The organism is Legionella quinlivanii (genome assembly GCF_900461555.1).
In the GTDB taxonomy this organism is placed as follows: Bacteria; Pseudomonadota; Gammaproteobacteria; order Legionellales; family Legionellaceae; genus Legionella_C; species Legionella_C quinlivanii.
In genome coordinates this window covers 2,956,208-2,974,366 of record NZ_UGOX01000001.1, presented here as the reverse complement: position 1 = coordinate 2,974,366, position 18,159 = coordinate 2,956,208, and the positions used below count along the sequence as shown (strand labels likewise).

Here is an 18,159-nt window from a genome sequence, read left to right as displayed (position 1 = left end):
AGGGTAACTACTCTTTTACCAACACGGGATACCGCGCATAAGCGCGGTACGTAGGCGGTGAGCAGTTACGAATTAAGGGTTAAAGCGGGATAGCTGATTAATTCATCCCAATAGCATGGCTTGGGAAAATAATTCCGACGAATGCCATGTTGCATGAATTTGCTTAAATAGCGGCTGGTCAGTTCAGGATAATGGTACTCCAAAAAAAGCAGGGTTTTAGTTGTCGACTCGCAGCTTAATTGGTTATGAGGTGACTCATGGCTGTCCAGAAGTTGAATGATCCCTGTTAATGCCTGTTCACCTTGTTCTGAATGATTGAGGGAAAATAGTTTGTTTTTAAATTCCTGGTTGTCAATCATTCGTATCGGATAACCGCAATTTTGTAAAAATCTGACCAATTCATAATAAGAAATGGTGTCAGGTGATACGAGATGAAAGGTTTTGTTGATATATTGCGAATTAAATACGAACAGGGTGATGGCTGTTGCCAAACTGTCCACAGGGGTAATATCAAGGATTTCATCCTGCCAGCAGCCGGCTAAACCTAATTGAATAGTTGAATGAATATATCTTGAAAGGAAATGTTGCTCTATATTTTTTTGAAACGATCCGCTGTGATAATGAGGTCCTATCGTTCCCACTCTATAGATATTTGCTTGCCCGCCTTGCTGCATATACTGATGAATCAGTAACTCTGCTTCATATTTACTTTCAGAATATTGTTCGGTATGAATTTGATCCACATGAAGCATGCTTTCATCAAAAACAAGCGGCTGTTCTTTATATAAACCCTTAATGCCGACAGTGGAAATATGGTGCAGGGTTTTGGCACAGCCAAGGGTACATAAATTAATTAGATTTCGGATCCCATCGACATTCACCGACGTCAGATTTTCTTTTGGCCCAATATGGTTCACATTCGCGGCCGCATTAATAATGGTATCGACTGTATTTGTTAACTCTGTATATTTATCTCGGCTCAGTTTAAAATCAGGAAAGCTAATATCGCCATCTAATACAATGATTTTATTAAAAAGCAGCGCATTTCGTTCTTCAGGAAAATAAAACTGATAAAGCGCTCTTAAACGCATTAACGAGGTTTGTTCTGCAGTTCCTCTGATAATGCAGTAAATGCGTACATTGCAATTCACGAGTTGATTTAAAAGATGTATACCTAAAAAGCCAGTACTGCCGAGCAATAAAATGTTTTTTATACCCGGTTGGTCTTTATAGCGGACTGTAGAATGTTGTTTGGAATCCACTTCTGACTTTATTATTGGCGTTGGATGTACCTGTTGAATCGCCTTACTAAGTGCCGTAATGCTCTGATATTTAAATAAATCCTGCGGTTTAATTAAGAAATTTTTTTGCCTTAATTTAATCACCACCTGAATTGATAACAGAGAGTTGCCGCCCATATCGAAGAAATTGGCGTCGGCACTCATTTGTTTTAAGTTCAAAACCTGACAAAACACTTGATGAACAATATGTTCCACTGCATTGAGTGCCTGATTTGAATGCTCATCCAATGAAACGATCGGTCTACAAGCTGACAAAGCTTTTTTATCTATTTTACCATTCTTGGTTAACGGCAACTTATCTAAAATAACAATGGTATTGGGGACCATATAATGGGGTAGTTTTGATTGCAAATGAGACTTAAGTGCCTGCAGTATTTCCTGCGTTGGACCTTCTTTTTTTAGAACAGCATAAGCGATTAACTGTTTATGGTTCTCTGCCATATCGACTAAAACGATTGCCTCTTTTACCGCTGGATAGGAATTAAGGCATGCGTTCACTTCACCGAGCTCAATACGGTGACCTCTGATTTTTATTTGATTATCGCTCCTTCCTATGAAATCAATGATTCCATTGGGAAGCCATTGTGCAATATCGCCAGTTTTAAAATAGCGCTCATTATGGATGCTAACAAATTTTTCCTGATTTAAATCGGGTGCATTGATATAGCCGCGTGAAACACCAGGACCGCCAATATAGAGCATGCCAGGAATGCCAATAGGCTGCGGATTACCTGCATCATCCGCAATTAAAATAATCGTATTATCCAGCGGCTTACCGATCGGATGTTTCCCATCCCAGTTTTGGCTGTTAACTATATAGCGCGATGCAAGAATAGCCGTTTCAGTGGGGCCATATAACACGCTAAGCTCGGCATTAGGAAATTGTTTTCTAAGCTCTATCAGCAGATTTTGGTTAACTAAATCGCCTCCTGTTGCAAAATGGCGCATAGTCGGGGATGAAAACAGGTGATGAGCCTGGAGTAAATTGATTACACTATGAGCGACACCTGGAACCAGATGCATACAGGTAATTTCTGGAATAATAAGGCTAATTATTTCTGGATCCAGCAGCTCCATCTTATTAATAAAATAAGTGGTTCCCCCGGCAATTAATGCAGCAAAAAACTCAAAGAAAAAGATGTCAAAGGCAAAGACGGAGGCACAGGCAAAAACATCCGCTTCATTGAACATAAAGGCATTCTGACAGGCGAGTAAAGTATTGGTTAAACTTTTATGCTCAATCATTACCCCTTTGGGATCCCCTGTAGTTCCTGAGGTAAAAATAATATAGGCGAGTGTCTCAGGAGATACTTTGGGCAAGACAAGCTGTAGCTGAGAGGTGATTGAAAGCGCATAAAGTGAGTCATAAGTAATACATTCAGGGATGTTCATCCTGAGGCCGTCCACAATGACCACATCCGTATTGGCGCTTTTAATAATCGCGTGTATACGCTCCTCTGGATCATCGTAATTCAATGGAATAATGATCATTCCCGCTTTTAAAATGGCTAGTAATGTTATCGCTAATTCCACTCCAGGTTTCATTCGTACAGCGACTCGAATTTGTTCGTCAGTTGTGGAATATTTCTTGAATAAAATTCTGGCTAATTGCGAAGATTGGGTATCTAGCTCCTGGTAAGTTAAGCGGTCATTTTCCCATTGTTTAATTGCCAGCTTATTACTCCAGATACCTGCATTTCGTTCAATGAGTTCGTGAATGCAGGAAATGCTATCCGGAATGCTGGAAGCGCCCTGCGAAATGCATTGGATATAATCTGCTTCGCTTTTAGTTAAATAGGCAATGCTATTTAATGGTTTTGTCGGTGTCTGAATAATGTCCTGTAGAATATTTTTAAAATGCTCGGCCATGGCTTTGCATTTTCGATCGGATATCAGATGTTCGTTATAAACGATTCGCCATTTTATCCCTTGGGCGGTACGCCAAAAAACGGATTCCAGATCAAATCGGGAGAGAGCGGTATCGGATAAAAGTTCTGTGCAATGAATATGATTAAAATCCAGGGTATTGTTGTATGCATTTTGTAAGGCAAACATGGTCTGGAAAATGGGATTTTTCCCTATAGTGCGCTCAGGGCTTATCAACTCAACCAGTTTGTCAAAAGGCATATCCTGGTGTTCAAGCCCCTGGAGCATTTCTTCTCTGACGACAGCCAAGGCCTCAATAAAACTGGGATTTTTTTGAAATTTCAGTCGAACAACCAGAGAATTAACGAATAAACCGACCGTGTGTTCAAATTCTGGAGCAGGTCTATTACATACTGGTGTTCCCAAGATGAGATCATTTTGGCCTGTATAACGTTTTAAAATGAGGCAGAAGAGAGTCATTAAGCCCATATAAAGGGTCGCTGAATGCTCTACACACAATGATTCCAGGGCCATAGTTGTATTGAGATCAATGAAAACCTCGTACTTCTTGCTTTTAAATTGTTGGGTCGGCAGCCTGGAATTATCATAGGGGAAGTTGACCACTTCATAGCCATCAAGATGCTCCTGCCAATAGGATTGAATCTTTTTACGCTCTGTCTCACTTAAACGAGAAAAATCATGGTGTTGGATGTATTCCTCATAAGTGCTTAAGTTCCGGCTAAAACCTGGCGTTCTATTGGAACTATACGCATTATACGCTTCACTCAAATCATTCAGTAATATCCCCAAACTCCATCCATCGGAAATAATATGATGCATGGAAAAAATGAGAACATGCTTTTGTTCGGAGCACTTAATCAAACAAAATCGAATAAGCGGCGGTTTGCTAATATCAAAGACACGATTGGCTAATTGATTGACATAATCGAGGATTTCATTATCTGAAAACCCAAAGGAAGATTGATCCATCTGCTCAAGTTTAATTTGAAGTGCCGAATCCTGCTTTTTAACCGGCACTCCCTCTTCAGAGGGATAGTAGCTTTTTAAGAGAGGATGTCTCTCGCAGACCACCTCGATACTTTGCTCTAAGGCCCGAAGGTTAAGCGGACCTTCGAGCTCATAAGCTAAAGTAATGACATAGGAGGTATTTTCCTTATCCAATGCATTAAGAAGCCACATGTTTCTTTGAGCGGTTGAGAGTTCAAGTGTCTGTAAACCAGATGCAGCCATACTGTTCTCCTGTATCAACACGCTTCAATCTGACTTTCAGCGAAATGATCTCCAGCACTTTGATATTCTGCAGGGGCATTAGATAGCAAGCGTTTTATGAGCCGATTCAAAATAAAGCATATAAAAAGAGCGGCTATCAATAAGCAGGTAATCGTACTAAAGCCAGAGGCATAATAGGCTTTTAATACCGGCAAAGATAACTCCTGATGGGGTACAGCTGCTAATTCAGCTAACTTCCCGGCCAGAAAACCTCCGACCCCCAGGGAGACGAAAAAAATGCCTGTCATGGTGCTTACTTTTTTACGGGGTGCGAGCACGGTGACAATTGAAAGTCCAATCGGATATAACAATAATTCCGCTAACGAGATCATTAGGTAAATAGGAATAAACAGCAGGGGGGATAACAGCAGGTCGTTTTCACTGGTTCTGCAGATAAGGGTTAGCGATAAAAAGGCCGCGGTCATAAAACACATCGACAATAGAAATTTATTCGCTGATTGAATCCCTGCATGCCGGGTTACGGCATTATATTTCCGTCGAGATAAATACAGACCAAACACAATCGCGCCAAAACTTTGAATGCTCACATAATAAGGTGGAGGGAAGTGTAATCCGAATAAGTTTTGTTTCACCACTCGTGCAATAAACAAAGTGAATGACAAAAACATTTGAAAATAAAAAGCCCAAAAAATAATGGAAATAATGCATAACAAGCTAATGACTATTGTTTTTCGTGCATCATAGGATGATTGTTCTTTTATTGTGTATGCAAAATAACCCGCTGAGAGCAGTACAATGCCGGCAAATGCAAAATTGGCTAAGGTTGTGTAGGTCAGAATAAAAAACGAGGCCAACCATAAAACCACCACTACCAGAGCTGCTAATAGAATATTTTTAAATGAATATTCGTAGGCGGCATAATCGTCTATCTGATATTTAATAATGCCCAAAACAAAGACTAGTAATCCAAATAGCATGCCAATGGCTGCGCTAATAAATGACACAGGCCATCCAAAATAGTAGGTCAATTGGTTTGGAAAAGTACAGCCAAAAATGATCCCCAGAGTGATGCCCATATAAAAAATGGTAAACCCGTTTTCTCTTTGATTGGAGTCATCTGCATATTCATTGCCGAGCAAAGAGGAGATATTAGGCTTGAATAAACCTGTGCCAACGGAAATCCCTGCTAAAGAACAGAGTAAGCTAAAGTTGGAATCGATAAATCCCAATAGTAAATAGCAACAGAATAAGATAATCCCTCCAGTAATGATCGTTCTTTTCTGGCCAAGTAGTTTATCGGCAACCCAGCCGCCTAAAACCGGCGAAACATAAGTGAGAGCTGTAAAGGAACCTACAAGAGCATAAATATCTTTATCATTCCAATTAAAGTGTTTTGCAAGATAAAGTGCCAGCAAGGTTTGTATCACGTAGAAACCGTAACGCTCCCACATCTCGGTTGCGAAGAAAACGCGCAATGATTTTGGATGATTTTTTGGGCTAGTATTCATTTTTCTCCCGGTATTTGTGCTGCAATGCTTCATGTTAAATTACTGCCTTTTAGTCAATATTCATTATGATAATTCATGCGTTTTGCATTTAATTAAATGTGCCTGTAAATTTATCGTTGGGTTTTCAAAAATATCCCTGAAAACTAAGCGGATCCCGAATTGTTGTTGGATACGAAAGAGCAGCTTCAATACAGTGATAGAATCGGCGCCTAAATGAAAGAATGATTCATTGAGATCGATACTTGTAGAATTGAATAGCTCTAACCAACATTTCTGCAATGAATCGATAAGTCCATCCGGTATCTCTTCATCCGCTATAAGGGTATTGAATTGCTGGGTATTCATCTAATATTTTTCGCCAAGTATTTTGATGAAATGCTGTTCTGCGCTTTTATTAGCAAAACATGCCTTATGGGTATTTTTAGATTCTTCAGCCGTACGTAATAGCGCTTCAATCATGGGTTTATTGATAGCACGTTTTGTATTTTGAAAAGAAACCTGCGAGTAAGCTGACATTTTTTTTGCATGTGATACAGCTTGCTCCAAAGCCTGTTCCGCGGGATGAATTTCATTAATCAATTGATAGACCAATGCGCGTTCTGGATTAATAGGTTCACAACCATAAATAATCTCTTTCATTGCGTTGTAACCACATACTTTAGAGAGGATGGCCGCTCCAATGGTGCATCCTATTCCGTGTTTTAATTCAGGCATGATTAAAACACCCGTGTCCGCCATGATGCGCCAATCAAACATCATAGCCAGCTGAAAACCAATCCCGATTGAGAAACCATCTAAACAGGCAATGCTTGGCTTTTTAAGGTTAAGCGCTGCTAAATATAGATTAATAATTCTATCAATCCATTGTTCAACATCCTCTCCGCCGGTAAAAAGTTTTACCTCATTGAAATCACCACCGACGCTAAAGGAACGATTTTTTCCTCCATAGACCACCACCGCATTAATCTGTGGTGCTTTGTCTGCTTCTTCTAATGCATCGATTACTGCATTTTCTAAAGCATTATTAAACGGATTATGCTGGTTGGGGTGATTAAAAGTCAGTATGCGAATATCCGCTCTGTCTTCAATAGATACTAAATTTGTCATTATAATCCTTAGGCTACTAATTGACGAAAATCGGAAGTCATCAAGGATTCAGGAATCGGGCTTCCAGTTAAAAAACGCTTGTATAATTCGTAACTAAACAGGGATTTTGCTTCATAATTGGCAGTGTCCACTCCAATTAGCTGAGCAAAAATTTTATTCTTTGATGAGCCTTCATGAATACCGATTTTTTTCCTCCAGGTTATTGCATCTGGAAGCAATTGTTGACTATGCAGATGATCACGAACGAATACTTTAACTTCGCCTCTCGCGAGTTTGAGTGAGGGATCTAAATTCAAGCAATAACTGATTAATTTAAGATTCCAAAATGGATGCTTAATTTTTATTCCATAGTGTAAAGCGCCAAAGTTTGAAAACTCTCCTGTCCAGCGAGTCCTGTATATTTGTTCCCATAATAATTGATTAACCCGTTCAGCGGAGCATGTGTGATCTAATACCCCTCCAAAAATTAAATCAGCTCCATAGCCTGTGACCATGGCACTGCTTTTTCCTGCGTCTAATCGATATAAATTAAATAAGCCCGATTGAATTTCAGCGGAGAGGCCATCAAATATTTCATTATAAAAAATAGCTTCAATTATACCTCTCATAATATCGTTATTAGATAAAATGAATTCCTGATGCCTTGTATTTAAATGGTCTGCAACAATTTTTGAAAACGGAAATTCATTATTTTCTTCACTGCCTATTGAATAAGTGCTGAAGTGTTCCACTTTTTTGGCCATCAATGCGGCAATAAGGCTTGAATCGATACCGCCTGAGAGGGGTAAGGAAATATGCGATTAATTTTGAATACAATTCTGTAATGAATTATCAATAAGCTGAAATACGATGCGGCTGGCTTCCGCGGCTTCCATGTTTTGATCTCTGCCCAAGGCCAAGGTACATAAGTCAACTGCATTAACATAGGGGTGATTCTGGCCGTCCCAATGAATGCTGAATTCTTGTCCAGGCTTTATTTTTCGGACATTTTTAATTGGCAAGAAATCATCGCTTTTATTTTCAATCGCGATTAATTGTTCTGGCGCAATAAAATCAAATTGAACCGCTTTTGTTTTAGCAAGCATTTTTAACTCAGAGCTCACCCAGACAGAGGAGTTAAAAATGACATTGACCGGCAGGCAGCCGAGAGCGTCTGTAATGACTGTTAATTCTTTATCGCGGCATTTTATAAATGTAAATGGGCCATCAACCAGAGAAAAGGCTTGCTTTCCGTGAAAAGCATATAAAAGATAAAGCAGTTCAGGAATAGCGCAGGTCAAAGCATTGGATGAATACCTGGCAAGAAGAACCCTCAATTCGGCCACATTATATACTTCACCGATGAAAAAATAATCGTAAGAGCCATGGCTATGTAGAACATTCTGAACTGGGAGCTTGCTCTGTCCTTTAAATAAAAAACTCCAGGACGTTGTATTAATAATGATGTGAGGTTCTAAAGTTTTTGAAGATATTTCAAGTAAATCGTCGCTATTGTTCCTCGATACAGCAACAAATGAATAATAAATTCCCATCGGGTTACTCCTTGATTAATGCCTGGAGGGATAGGCTCAAACGTTTTATGCCCTCTTCAATTTCATACTCACTGGGATAAGAAAAATTTAAGCGCATGCCATTGTAGATAGTGCTGTCAGGGGTTACTGCAAAGGCTTCACTGGGAACAAAAACCACGTTTTGTTTGAGTGATTCCTGCAGTAAACGGCTTGTATTTATTTTTTCCAAAAAGTACGCCCAAATAAAAAAGCCACATTCAGGAATGCTGAATGTGATGTCAGACGTTAAATACTGTGTTAAAGAATTTACCAGGCAGTCTCGCTGTTTTGCATAGTAGTTTCGTAATGTTTGAATCTGTGATTCAAATATATTTTTATTGAGTAAAGCATTAACAAGATGATGATTAAAGCTCGCTGTATTAATGTCACTGCATTCTTTTAATGAGGACAAATGGCGCATCGTACATTGGGGGGCAACTATCCAGCCAACGCGTAATGCAGGAGCCAAAAGTTTAGAAAAAGAACCTATGTAGAAGACCCAGTCATCCGCGTATTTTTTTATAGGCGATCTGGGTTGTTGATAATTTAAAAACCCATAGGGATCGTCTTCAATAATGGGCACTTCATACTCTGCGGCAAGGTAGGCTAGTTTTTTACGTTGTTCGTCATTAAGAGTAAGGCTGTGAGGATTGCCGCCATCAGCGACCAGATACAGAAAAGCTGGCCGCTTTCTTTTAAACGCAGTCTCCACCTCATCCAGATCAATGCCCGTTTTCATATGAGTGTTAATCGTCAGGATGTCTGGTGTAAACGGTTTTAATGCTTGCAGTAAACCTGGATAGGCGAGCTTTTCCAGGGCAACTCTGCTCTGTGCTTCTAGTAATAATCGTGTGATTAAACTAATCCCTTGCTGAGCACCCGCGGTTAATAAAATCTGATCTTCATGACACTGTACTCCGCGCAGGGCCATGATATGTTTTACATGCGATTTTAATTCTTCTAAAGGAGGCTGGTATTGGAATACTGAATGATTTAACGCCAGCACATCCTCAAAGGCTTCTTCAATAAAATGCGTTGGAAATAATGCAGCAGCCGGCAGGCCTAAGGCGAGGGAAATCCATTGTTCTTTAGACGAGCCAGCGAGTAATTCCTCCATAACGGAAGGAGGATTGTTCTTCACCCAATCAGCTAATTTCAGATGTTCACATGAGCGCAGTTGCACGTTTAAATTGCTCCTGTTCTATGGCCTGAAAAAGCGCTTTGATATTATTGCTGCCAAAACCAGTACAGCCTACCCGTTGAATGACTTCAAAAAATAGTGTGGCGCGGGCTACCACAGATTTTGAAAATATTTGATAAAGTGAACCTTGCTCGTTGGTATCAAACAAAATAGAATGCTGACGAAGTATTCGGCAGTCGCTCTCTTTGACAGGAAGCGTATTGTAATATTCATTCGGGATAGCTAATGTTTCCAGACCAGACGCTCGAAGTTGTTGTACTGAAGAAACAATATCCTCTGTGGAAAAGGCAATATGCTGTACTCCCGGGCCGCCAAATTGCTGAAGAAATTCTGCAACCTGCGATGTTTTTAAACCGGTAACAGGTTCAACAAAGACAATTTTTATCTGTTCATTCGCTGATTGGACTGCCCTGGATTTCATTCCGCTGTAGTTTGTAATGACCTGTTCTTCGTGTGACTGTTTAAAACCATAGGTATCAATATACTGATTAACGTAACTGTCGACCTCACCCACATTAACGCATATGGCGATATGATCAATGGCATTTAATGCGGAAGTTTGTATTTTTGCTGATTCTATAGGTTCAAAAAAAGGCAGGGTGGTGCTATTTTCGGAGGTACGGCTGATAAAGGTATGAGTGGCTGTACCAAAGGCGCTAACCGTCGCCTTATGGATCACTTCCTGGCCTGTTGGGTAAGAAGAAGGCGCTAAAACAGAGCGGCATCCTTTTTGTATGGCAATGCGATAATGATGTTCTACCTGAGGAGTGGAAAAGGCAATATCTTTAACGCCTTCACCATGAGTATCAATAAACTGAGCGACAGGGCTGGATGGTTTTTTAGCCGAAGTAAGCACTAAGCGTATAGACCCTTGTTGAACCAAAACGGAGGAATAATCGTCCTGGTCTGAACAGGCTATAGGAACCAATCGAAATGTTCTTTCATAAAAAGCGACTGATTTTTCTAAATCAGAGACATAGAGCTCAATGTAATCAATGTTTTCCATTAAAAGAAACTTCCTTTTAGTAGACGAATACTGTTTCTGCCGTGTATTTTTATATCGTTAATTGTTTTACAACCACAGAAAATCATGGTTTCACTTAGTTCTTTGGAGTACAAATCAAATAAATTTTTAAGACCTTCCGTTCCATTGACAGCTAAAGCCCAAAGAACACTTCTCCCTAATAGAATGCAATCCGCTCCCAATGCGATGGCCTTGAAAACATCAATTCCCCGGCGAAATCCCCCATCAATTAATAACGGTATTTTTCCCGCCACTTGTTTGGCAATAGGGGGTAATACCTCCATAGTGGAGGGCATATAATCTAATTGCCGTCCCCCATGATTTGAAATAACGAGGGCCGCGATATCCAGGTTTATTGCTATTTCTGCATCTTTTTCATGCATAATCCCTTTCAAAATGATAGGTAAATCGGTTTGTGCTTTTAACCATTCGATATCATCCCACGACAGATCGGATGCAAATAATGCATCAGTTGTTTGTTTTACATCGGATTCTGTCAGGAACGCGGATGTTATCGCCTGGGTTGAGGTAAAAGGAGCCTGCCATTTAAATCGATTGCGTTGATCGCGCTCACGATTTCCCATAATAGGAACGTCTACCGTTAAAACAAGCGCAGTATACCCCGCTGCGACAGCTCTTTGGATTAACTGTTGGGTAATACTTCGATCTTTAAAAATATATAACTGGAACCATAGGGGACAAGTGGCTTCTTTGGCTACAGCTTCAAGGCTTGTCGAGCTCATCGTGCTTAGAACCATCGCGATGCCCATTTGATTGACTGCCCGAACGGTTGCTATTTCGCCTTCTGGATGGACGCAGGAGTGAAATGCCGAAGGGGCCACCATGAAAGGATGTGATAATTGATGGTTAAATAAGGAAATGCTGGTGTCGGTATGGCTGCTGCTTCTAAAGATTTGGGGAACAAGTTGAATCTGTCTGAATGCCTCAACATTCCTGTTCATAGTATATTCATCGCCGGCGCCTCCAGCGATAAAATCATAAATGGGTTGAGTTAATTTATGTCGAGCCTCCTTCTCGAAATCTTTTGTATTTATTATTTCCATAAAAAATCCGTATAAAATTACATCCAATTGGCATCTTGCGTGCAATACCAATGCCTTCATATTTTATCAGAGTGCTAAAATTAAAGGCATAAATAACTGGGCAGAACTATAATGTACAACGAGGAGAAAGACAAGAAAAAACCTGGAAGTGTAAACAAAAAGGAGCCCGAGAAGCTAAATAGCAGGGCGTTTACAATTCATTTCATTCCCACCGCTTATGATCCGCCAAAATGCCTGCATATCATTTAAGCTCTAATACCGCCTAAATATCTATATACCCCGTAAGAACCTACGTACCCCGTAAGAGCCTACGTACTCCGCAAGAACCTCCGTACCCCGTAAGAACCTACGTACTCCGCAAGAACCTCCGTACACCGTAAGAGCTACGTACCCCGCTCTATGCGGGGTATCCATAGCAATGGTAGTGAGTTTTAAAATGCTTGCCAATCAGACGCATTGCCTGGATACCGCACTTTATGCGCGGTAAGTAGGTACTATGGAGCAGTCACTTGGCAGATGGCAGTGAATTTAAACCATGTGCATCTCGCGGGTCACGTTCGGCATTGAACTTCGTCCTGATGACTGTCTTTGGGCAAAATTTGCATAATAATCAGGCTGCTCTGAATGTAGATTACCGTGACCATAATGGTTTTTTAATAAAATTTTTGGGTATAATAGATTGAAAGTAAATTGCTAAGATGACCCGAGGGGAATATTAATAGATAAAAATTCTGTTTATTTTAAGGCTGTTATTGAATCCCACTTAATTTTCAAAATAAAAGCCACAGCAAAATTACTATTCGATACCTGGGCTGCACAGGCCAGGGAGCGCTATCCTGATTATCTATTCCAGGCAAAAGACAGAACTCTGGTTGATGACCTAATAATTGCATTGGCGAAAGGTCTGGAATTTGTCTGGCGGAATGAGAACAAAATCAAACGCAATCAGCCGGAATGGTCTGTTGGAGCTGTTTTAGATACGGCTTCAGCCGCTTTACACACCCACTGGTCGCAAGAGTACATCTATAAACAAACTCATGAATATAAAGACTTATGTTTCCTGACCACACTCTCTCAATTTCTGAAAGTAGATGCAGCAGCAGTTGGAAAAATAGAGGCGCTCTATAAATATAAATTGAATAAGGAGGTCAATATTAGAGAAGAGGAGTCTGAAAAAAGAGAGAAAATTGTTGATCTGAACCAATTTAAAAAAAGCAAAAAGTCTGGCGATTTTTTTAAAAAAAGTCTGATTGATTATTTGGATTCACTATATTACGAAAAACATTTTCTGACATTTGGTGATATTCTCAAAAATAAATCCAGCCTAATGCTGGGAAACTTTTTTAACTACGATGAAATAAAAAATCTTATTGACAGGCTTCCCTAGTTTTACCGGTTTCAAGGAGCCTAAACTATCTTTGAGTATTATCCTGACATAAAGAGACTGAAACAATTCATACGAAATCCGGATTCTGTACGAAAGCTCCCGAATTCTCGCATGAGCGGTTCCAGTTATGTGGGTTTAAAAGATGACGATCTGGAGGATTTGATTGATTATTTTAAGTTCATTGTTAAAGGTTAGGGCGTTGTTGCGTAAATAGAACCAGGCAATAAGCTGTTGTCTTTGCGAACGAAGTGAAGCAATCCAGATCAAACCTTGAGCAGGGTAGGAGTTGGATTGCTTCGCTCACGCTCGCAAAGACGGCCTCCTGCACACGTATTTACGCAACAATGGCAGGCGTTATTACTGGGTTCCTTATTTAAAAGATATGAGACGCTTGCGGGTGGTTTTAAGCACCCGCAGGGCATTTTCTGAATCATTTCTTCAGGCTGCGATTACGAGTAAAGGATTAGAGTTAACGCCTTCTTTTCTGCCAATAATGGTACAAGAACCATTCTTGCCATGCATCTTCAGATAGGTTTGAGACGCTGTCTGCCCAATCTGACATAGGACATTTCCCGTTTGATTGATGACACTATAAAAGGTAGGGCCTGCTCCTGGTACGGGTAACGGTCCTAGAATAACGGGTCTGCCGCAGCAAACAACGGCAGGATTTAAAATGGGTAAGCCGTTTACTGTAGCGGGTATTTCAACGGGCGGAGGAGGGGGGGAGGGGTAACCCAGAAAGTTAAATTGCACATAGGTGGGGGCGCCTGCCGGTAAATAGCTGAGTGAATAATTTGGCGTTCCTCCCGAAAATCTGACGGAACTAAAAGCCCCTGTTATCCCTGATGAAGTAAGCAGTATATACTGTCCAGGCTGGGCATCCGGAGCTAAGTTGATTTCAAGGATGCCTGCCAGTGATGCCGTTCCTGCAACCGTTATTAAAGACTTAGTGGCGGCAGTGATGTCATTATGTATAATACTTCCTGTTCCCAGGCTGGCCAGATTGCCCAACACCGTTGCATTACCGGAAAGTCTTCCTCCTGAACCAATCACCGTGTTTCCTATCACGCTTCCATTCAAATTTAATGTGCCTGCACCTACCGCAGTAAGCCCTGAATAGGTGTTGGCCCCATTAAGAGTTAAAATACCATTTCCAAGCTTTTGCAATCCGCCACTCGTGTTGGGCCCGTTGCTTTGATCACCCTCAATGGCAGTAGCAATGGCCAGGCTATTGCTGAGATTAAAGATAATAGTTCCCTGCTCGCGTACAAAGATGTCATGGCCCATAGCCGCTCCATCGCCGGGAGGAATGTAGCCAGGATCACTTTCATTAGTTGAGGAACCGCCAATTCCGGCAATGGCGCTATTATTGGCAATTTGTTGAGCGTCGATGATAGTGAGGGTACTATTACTTTGGATGAAAATCGCGCCTCCCAGCCCGGAACCGCCACCGCCGCCTCCTATACCATTAGGGTCTGAGGCGCCATTGCCCCCGCCAGCATTGAAGCTGCCACCCCCTATACCGCCAGTTACAGCTCCTCCGCCGCCAGCCCCGAATCCGCCTTCGCCTCCAAAAGCACCAAGACCGCCGCCGCCACCGCCGCCCAGTAATCCTCCTGCTCCTCCTGAGAAATTAGAACCGCCGCCGCCACCCGCGGCACCTACGCCAATTCCGCCGGGGAAACCAGTCTCGGAAGCGCTACCCCCTCCGCCGCCAGCTCCAAATAATAAATCAGCTCCAATACCGTTACCTCCATTTCCAGGTATACCTGAACCTCCACTTCCAGTGGCCGCAAAGCCATCCTGGCTGTCTCCGGCACCTCCTCCACCGTTACCGCCGGACTCGCCTCCACCCACAAATATACCCGTTGGGCTTGCATTGCCGCCTGAGCCGCCGGGCACTACAGTATTAATACCAGCACCGCCGCCACCCCCTCCAAAGTAAATGCCATTGCTGCCATTTACAAAAGAGCTTGAGCCGCCATTTCCGCCGTTGCTATGGCCTCCACCGCCACCCCCTGTTGAGACAATAGTTAATGAGCTGCCGCCATTTCCACCTCCAAACCCTCCGCCTCCACCGGCGCCGGCATTACCATTGTTATTCGCCGCTCCTCCATTACCGCCCCGAGCCGTATTACTAATTAGACTCGAAGCTGCAAGGACTAGTGAGCTATCTCCATGAATATATAAAGCGCCGCCACCGCCTACAGCGCCTCCTCCACCCGAATATCCATCGCCGCCATCACCCCCTTTGGAAAGGGCATTTTGAATCCTGATGTTATTAATGACAGTGCTTCCACCGGCTATTTGAAAGGCTTGATAGCTGCTGGCACCATCGATGGTGATTCCTGCTCCATTAATCGTATAATTTTTAGTAATTGCAGGGAGTGAAGCGCTTAATATAATTGATTGTCCGGCAATCGAACTACAGTCAATAGTATCCCCGTTGTCGGCGTTTAAAAGCCAGTAAGGCAAGGTTCCAATGGTGTTGGCATCGTTTGAAGTGCTATTAACGACTCGGATGGCTGCTGTTGCATGACAGGCAGAAAATAAAAAAACTAAAACGCCAAGCGGTTTGAGGATGGATGACATGTGAATCCCTTCAGTTTCAAAAATAAATTCAGGTTGAAACGGTATCACGGAAGTATTCCATCGTAAATGGATTGAGCGATGGGCTTGAAGGGGAGTGCACACATCTCCCCTTGAAAACTTAAAGCGATGAAGGAGCTTTGTCTTTAATCTTTAGCCAATTATTATCCGCTTTATTTATATAATCTTGAGTATTTTTACTCCAAATCTTCTGTACTTTTGCATTTAGATTCAAATAAAGCTTTCCGTCAACGATAGCCCACGCCAAGGGATCGCTAGGTATTTTTTTACCTACAGAAGTACCAAAAGCACACCAGCCGCCATACTGAGGCAGGTATTTTTCAGGATTTTCAGTAAATATTTTCTTATGCTCATCACTGGCAAACAAGTAATTCAATCCATCATAAAAAACCACATGATCGCCATTACCTTTGACAGGCTTTTTATCCGTAAAATATCCTACTACATCATAGCCTTGCACTGCCACGCCAAAATCAGCGGCTTCAGAAAAGACGGCAGATTGCACTAAAAAAAAGGATAGCAAAATACCCAGCAATCGGGTTTTGAAAAGTCGCATATAAACTCCTGCTTTATTTTTTAATTGCAGTCACTTTAAAATTAATAGTTACTTCGTCCTTTACTTCATCGGTGCTTGACCACTCTCCCTGTCCTACTCCAAAAGCGATGCGTTTAATTCCAGTGCTTCCAGTCACAACACCTTTGTTCGGATCAGACTGCTTTCCTGTAAATGATAAGACAACCGGCTGTGTTTTATCGCGAATGGTCAACATTCCTTTTGCCTGATAAGCGTTTTCACCTGTTTTTTCAATTTGGGTGGATTTAAACTCAGCCTTTGGGAAAAGCTTGGCATTAAACCAATCAGGGGTAATCAATGTCGCTTTTAACTCAGCATAAGAGGCACTGATGGAGCTAATATCGACAATAATGTCAATGCTGCTATTTTTTAAGTCATTAGGGTCAACAAGGATTGTGCCAGAAAAATGCTTGAATTCCCCTGAAACTGGGGCTCCATTCTGAGTTGCGGTAAAGATCAACTGACTTTCAGCTGGAACAATCTGCCAGGAAGGCGGCTCTGCCTTTACTGACAGAGGGATCATAGCCAAACAAAGCCATGGCCACTTCCTTTTTTCAATAATCATGAAATCATCCTCCTTAATACATTGTCCCGATTGATAAAATGATGCTTCAGAGCAGCACTGGCATGAAGAAGAATCGTCACAATCAATCCATACCCTAGCCACTCATGAACAAGCTCATACAACTGCCGTTGTTCTTCATTAGGCGCAATGAGATTGGGTAAAGTAAATAAGCCAAAAAATGAAGCAGGCAAGCCGGCTGCGGAAGTAATAAGCCAGCCGGTAATGGGCATAGCGAACATGAAGCCATAAAAAGCCCAGTGCACAATCCGCGCTGCAATAATTTCATATCGCGGTAATGATAGTTCAGGACTAATATTAATTATCCGCCAGCACAATCGGACTACCACCAAAGCGAGGGCCAATAAGCCGTATTCTTTATGCCAACCATACAGTTTCAGTTTTTGCAGGCTGATAGGCAGTTCTACCATATAAATACCTATGACCAGCAAACCGATGATTAGAACAGCCATAATCCAATGCAATAAAATAGCAACCAGACCAAAATGACTGTTACTGTTTTTGAGACGCATTGTGATCTCCCGAAGTATCAGGCTGATAGGCTTCTGCACCAATTTCAATGCTCACATCATCACCCAGATCAGGTAATAAGGTTTTTATACCAAAATCTGAGCGTTTCAATTCAGTGGTGGCGACAAAACCGGCAGTCATTCGGTCATTAATAGGGTTTTTCCCAATTTTATTAAGCGTAACAGCCAGGGTTATTGGCTTGCTCACCCCGTGCACTGTGAGTATTCCATGCACATTAGCGCTATTCTTACCCGTCATTTCCACCTTGTCGCTAACAAAAATGGCTGTAGGATAGCGTTTCACATCAAAAAATAACTGGCCCTGGAGATGCTTATCTAATTCCGGTATTCCAGTAATAAAGCGGGCTACATCAATCGTCGCTTCCACCTTACTGTTCTCAGGATTCTCTTTATCCAGAATCACAAATCCGTTTACATACCATTTGCCTGTCTGAGTAGAAAAACCTAAATGTTTAATTCGCCATAAAACATAACTATGTTGATTGTCGAGTGTCCATTTTTCTGCCGCATGAAGGGGAAAGCAGGCTAGCAATGCTATCATTAGGACCAGCAACTGGCGAAAGAGAACCGTTATTATCATCATTAACTCCCTTGATTATTCTT

The 18,159-nt window shown here is 41.6% G+C and carries 15 protein-coding genes; 1 reads left to right on the top strand and 14 read right to left on the bottom strand.

Annotation, left to right across the window (positions count from 1 at the left end; all coding sequences use genetic code 11):
* Positions 1–65 precede the first annotated feature (65 nt).
* The 9 genes from DYH61_RS12750 to DYH61_RS12710 form a co-directional block, all read right to left on the bottom strand.
* Complete coding sequence (locus DYH61_RS12750; RefSeq protein ID WP_058507886.1) at positions 66–4,418, bottom strand: non-ribosomal peptide synthetase; 4,353 nt, start codon at positions 4,416–4,418, stop codon at positions 66–68.
* A 14-nt stretch (positions 4,419–4,432) separates the two neighbouring features.
* Complete coding sequence (locus tag DYH61_RS12745; RefSeq protein WP_065236156.1) at positions 4,433–5,926, bottom strand: peptide MFS transporter; 1,494 nt, start codon at positions 5,924–5,926, stop codon at positions 4,433–4,435.
* Positions 5,927–5,989: 63 nt separating this feature from the next.
* Complete coding sequence (locus tag DYH61_RS16005; RefSeq protein ID WP_058507885.1) at positions 5,990–6,271, bottom strand: acyl carrier protein; 282 nt, start codon at positions 6,269–6,271, stop codon at positions 5,990–5,992.
* Positions 6,272–7,033, bottom strand: a complete 762-nt coding sequence (locus tag DYH61_RS12735; RefSeq protein WP_058507884.1) for an enoyl-CoA hydratase/isomerase family protein — start codon at positions 7,031–7,033, stop codon at positions 6,272–6,274.
* Between the two features lie 8 nt (positions 7,034–7,041).
* A complete protein-coding gene (locus DYH61_RS12730; protein WP_256595725.1) occupies positions 7,042–7,827 on the bottom strand; it encodes an asparagine synthase C-terminal domain-containing protein in 786 nt (261 codons plus the stop codon).
* 6 nt (positions 7,828–7,833) lie between these two features.
* The gene (locus tag DYH61_RS12725; protein ID WP_058507882.1) at positions 7,834–8,565 is read right to left on the bottom strand and encodes a carbapenam-3-carboxylate synthase domain-containing protein; all 732 of its coding nucleotides are present in this window, start codon (positions 8,563–8,565) and stop codon (positions 7,834–7,836) included.
* A gap of 4 nt (positions 8,566–8,569) precedes the next feature.
* Positions 8,570–9,766: an aminotransferase-like domain-containing protein gene (locus DYH61_RS12720; protein ID WP_058507881.1), complete on the bottom strand. Its 1,197-nt coding sequence runs from the start codon at positions 9,764–9,766 to the stop codon at positions 8,570–8,572.
* A complete protein-coding gene (gene hppD / locus DYH61_RS12715; RefSeq protein WP_058507880.1) occupies positions 9,747–10,790 on the bottom strand; it encodes a 4-hydroxyphenylpyruvate dioxygenase in 1,044 nt (347 codons plus the stop codon). Before hppD ends, DYH61_RS12720 begins: the two co-directional genes overlap by 20 nt.
* Positions 10,790–11,872: an alpha-hydroxy acid oxidase gene (locus tag DYH61_RS12710; RefSeq protein ID WP_058507879.1), complete on the bottom strand. Its 1,083-nt coding sequence runs from the start codon at positions 11,870–11,872 to the stop codon at positions 10,790–10,792. The genes hppD and DYH61_RS12710 overlap by 1 nt, the downstream gene beginning before the upstream one ends.
* A gap of 892 nt (positions 11,873–12,764) precedes the next feature.
* Here DYH61_RS12710 and DYH61_RS12705 point away from each other — a divergent pair.
* The gene (locus DYH61_RS12705; protein ID WP_058507878.1) at positions 12,765–13,259 is read left to right on the top strand and encodes a hypothetical protein; all 495 of its coding nucleotides are present in this window, start codon (positions 12,765–12,767) and stop codon (positions 13,257–13,259) included.
* A 438-nt stretch (positions 13,260–13,697) separates the two neighbouring features.
* Here the strand turns inward: DYH61_RS12705 and DYH61_RS15705 are convergent, their stop codons facing one another.
* From DYH61_RS15705 to DYH61_RS12675, 5 genes are all read right to left on the bottom strand, one after another.
* Positions 13,698–15,899 carry an autotransporter-associated beta strand repeat-containing protein gene (locus DYH61_RS15705; protein WP_058507877.1) on the bottom strand — a complete coding sequence of 734 codons (2,202 nt, stop codon included), beginning with the start codon at positions 15,897–15,899 and terminating at the stop codon, positions 13,698–13,700.
* Positions 15,900–15,969: 70 nt separating this feature from the next.
* Positions 15,970–16,425 (bottom strand): YHS domain-containing (seleno)protein, encoded by a 456-nt coding sequence (locus tag DYH61_RS12690; protein ID WP_058507876.1) that lies wholly within the window; start codon positions 16,423–16,425, stop codon positions 15,970–15,972.
* A gap of 13 nt (positions 16,426–16,438) precedes the next feature.
* Positions 16,439–17,008: a YceI family protein gene (locus tag DYH61_RS12685; RefSeq protein ID WP_058507875.1), complete on the bottom strand. Its 570-nt coding sequence runs from the start codon at positions 17,006–17,008 to the stop codon at positions 16,439–16,441.
* Positions 17,005–17,538, bottom strand: coding sequence for a cytochrome b (locus DYH61_RS12680; RefSeq protein ID WP_058507874.1), 534 nt, complete (start codon positions 17,536–17,538; stop codon positions 17,005–17,007). Before DYH61_RS12680 ends, DYH61_RS12685 begins: the two co-directional genes overlap by 4 nt.
* On the bottom strand, positions 17,519–18,097 hold the full coding sequence (locus DYH61_RS12675; protein WP_234999794.1) for a YceI family protein: 579 nt from the start codon (positions 18,095–18,097) through the stop codon (positions 17,519–17,521). Before DYH61_RS12675 ends, DYH61_RS12680 begins: the two co-directional genes overlap by 20 nt.
* Positions 18,098–18,159: the final 62 nt, after the last annotated feature.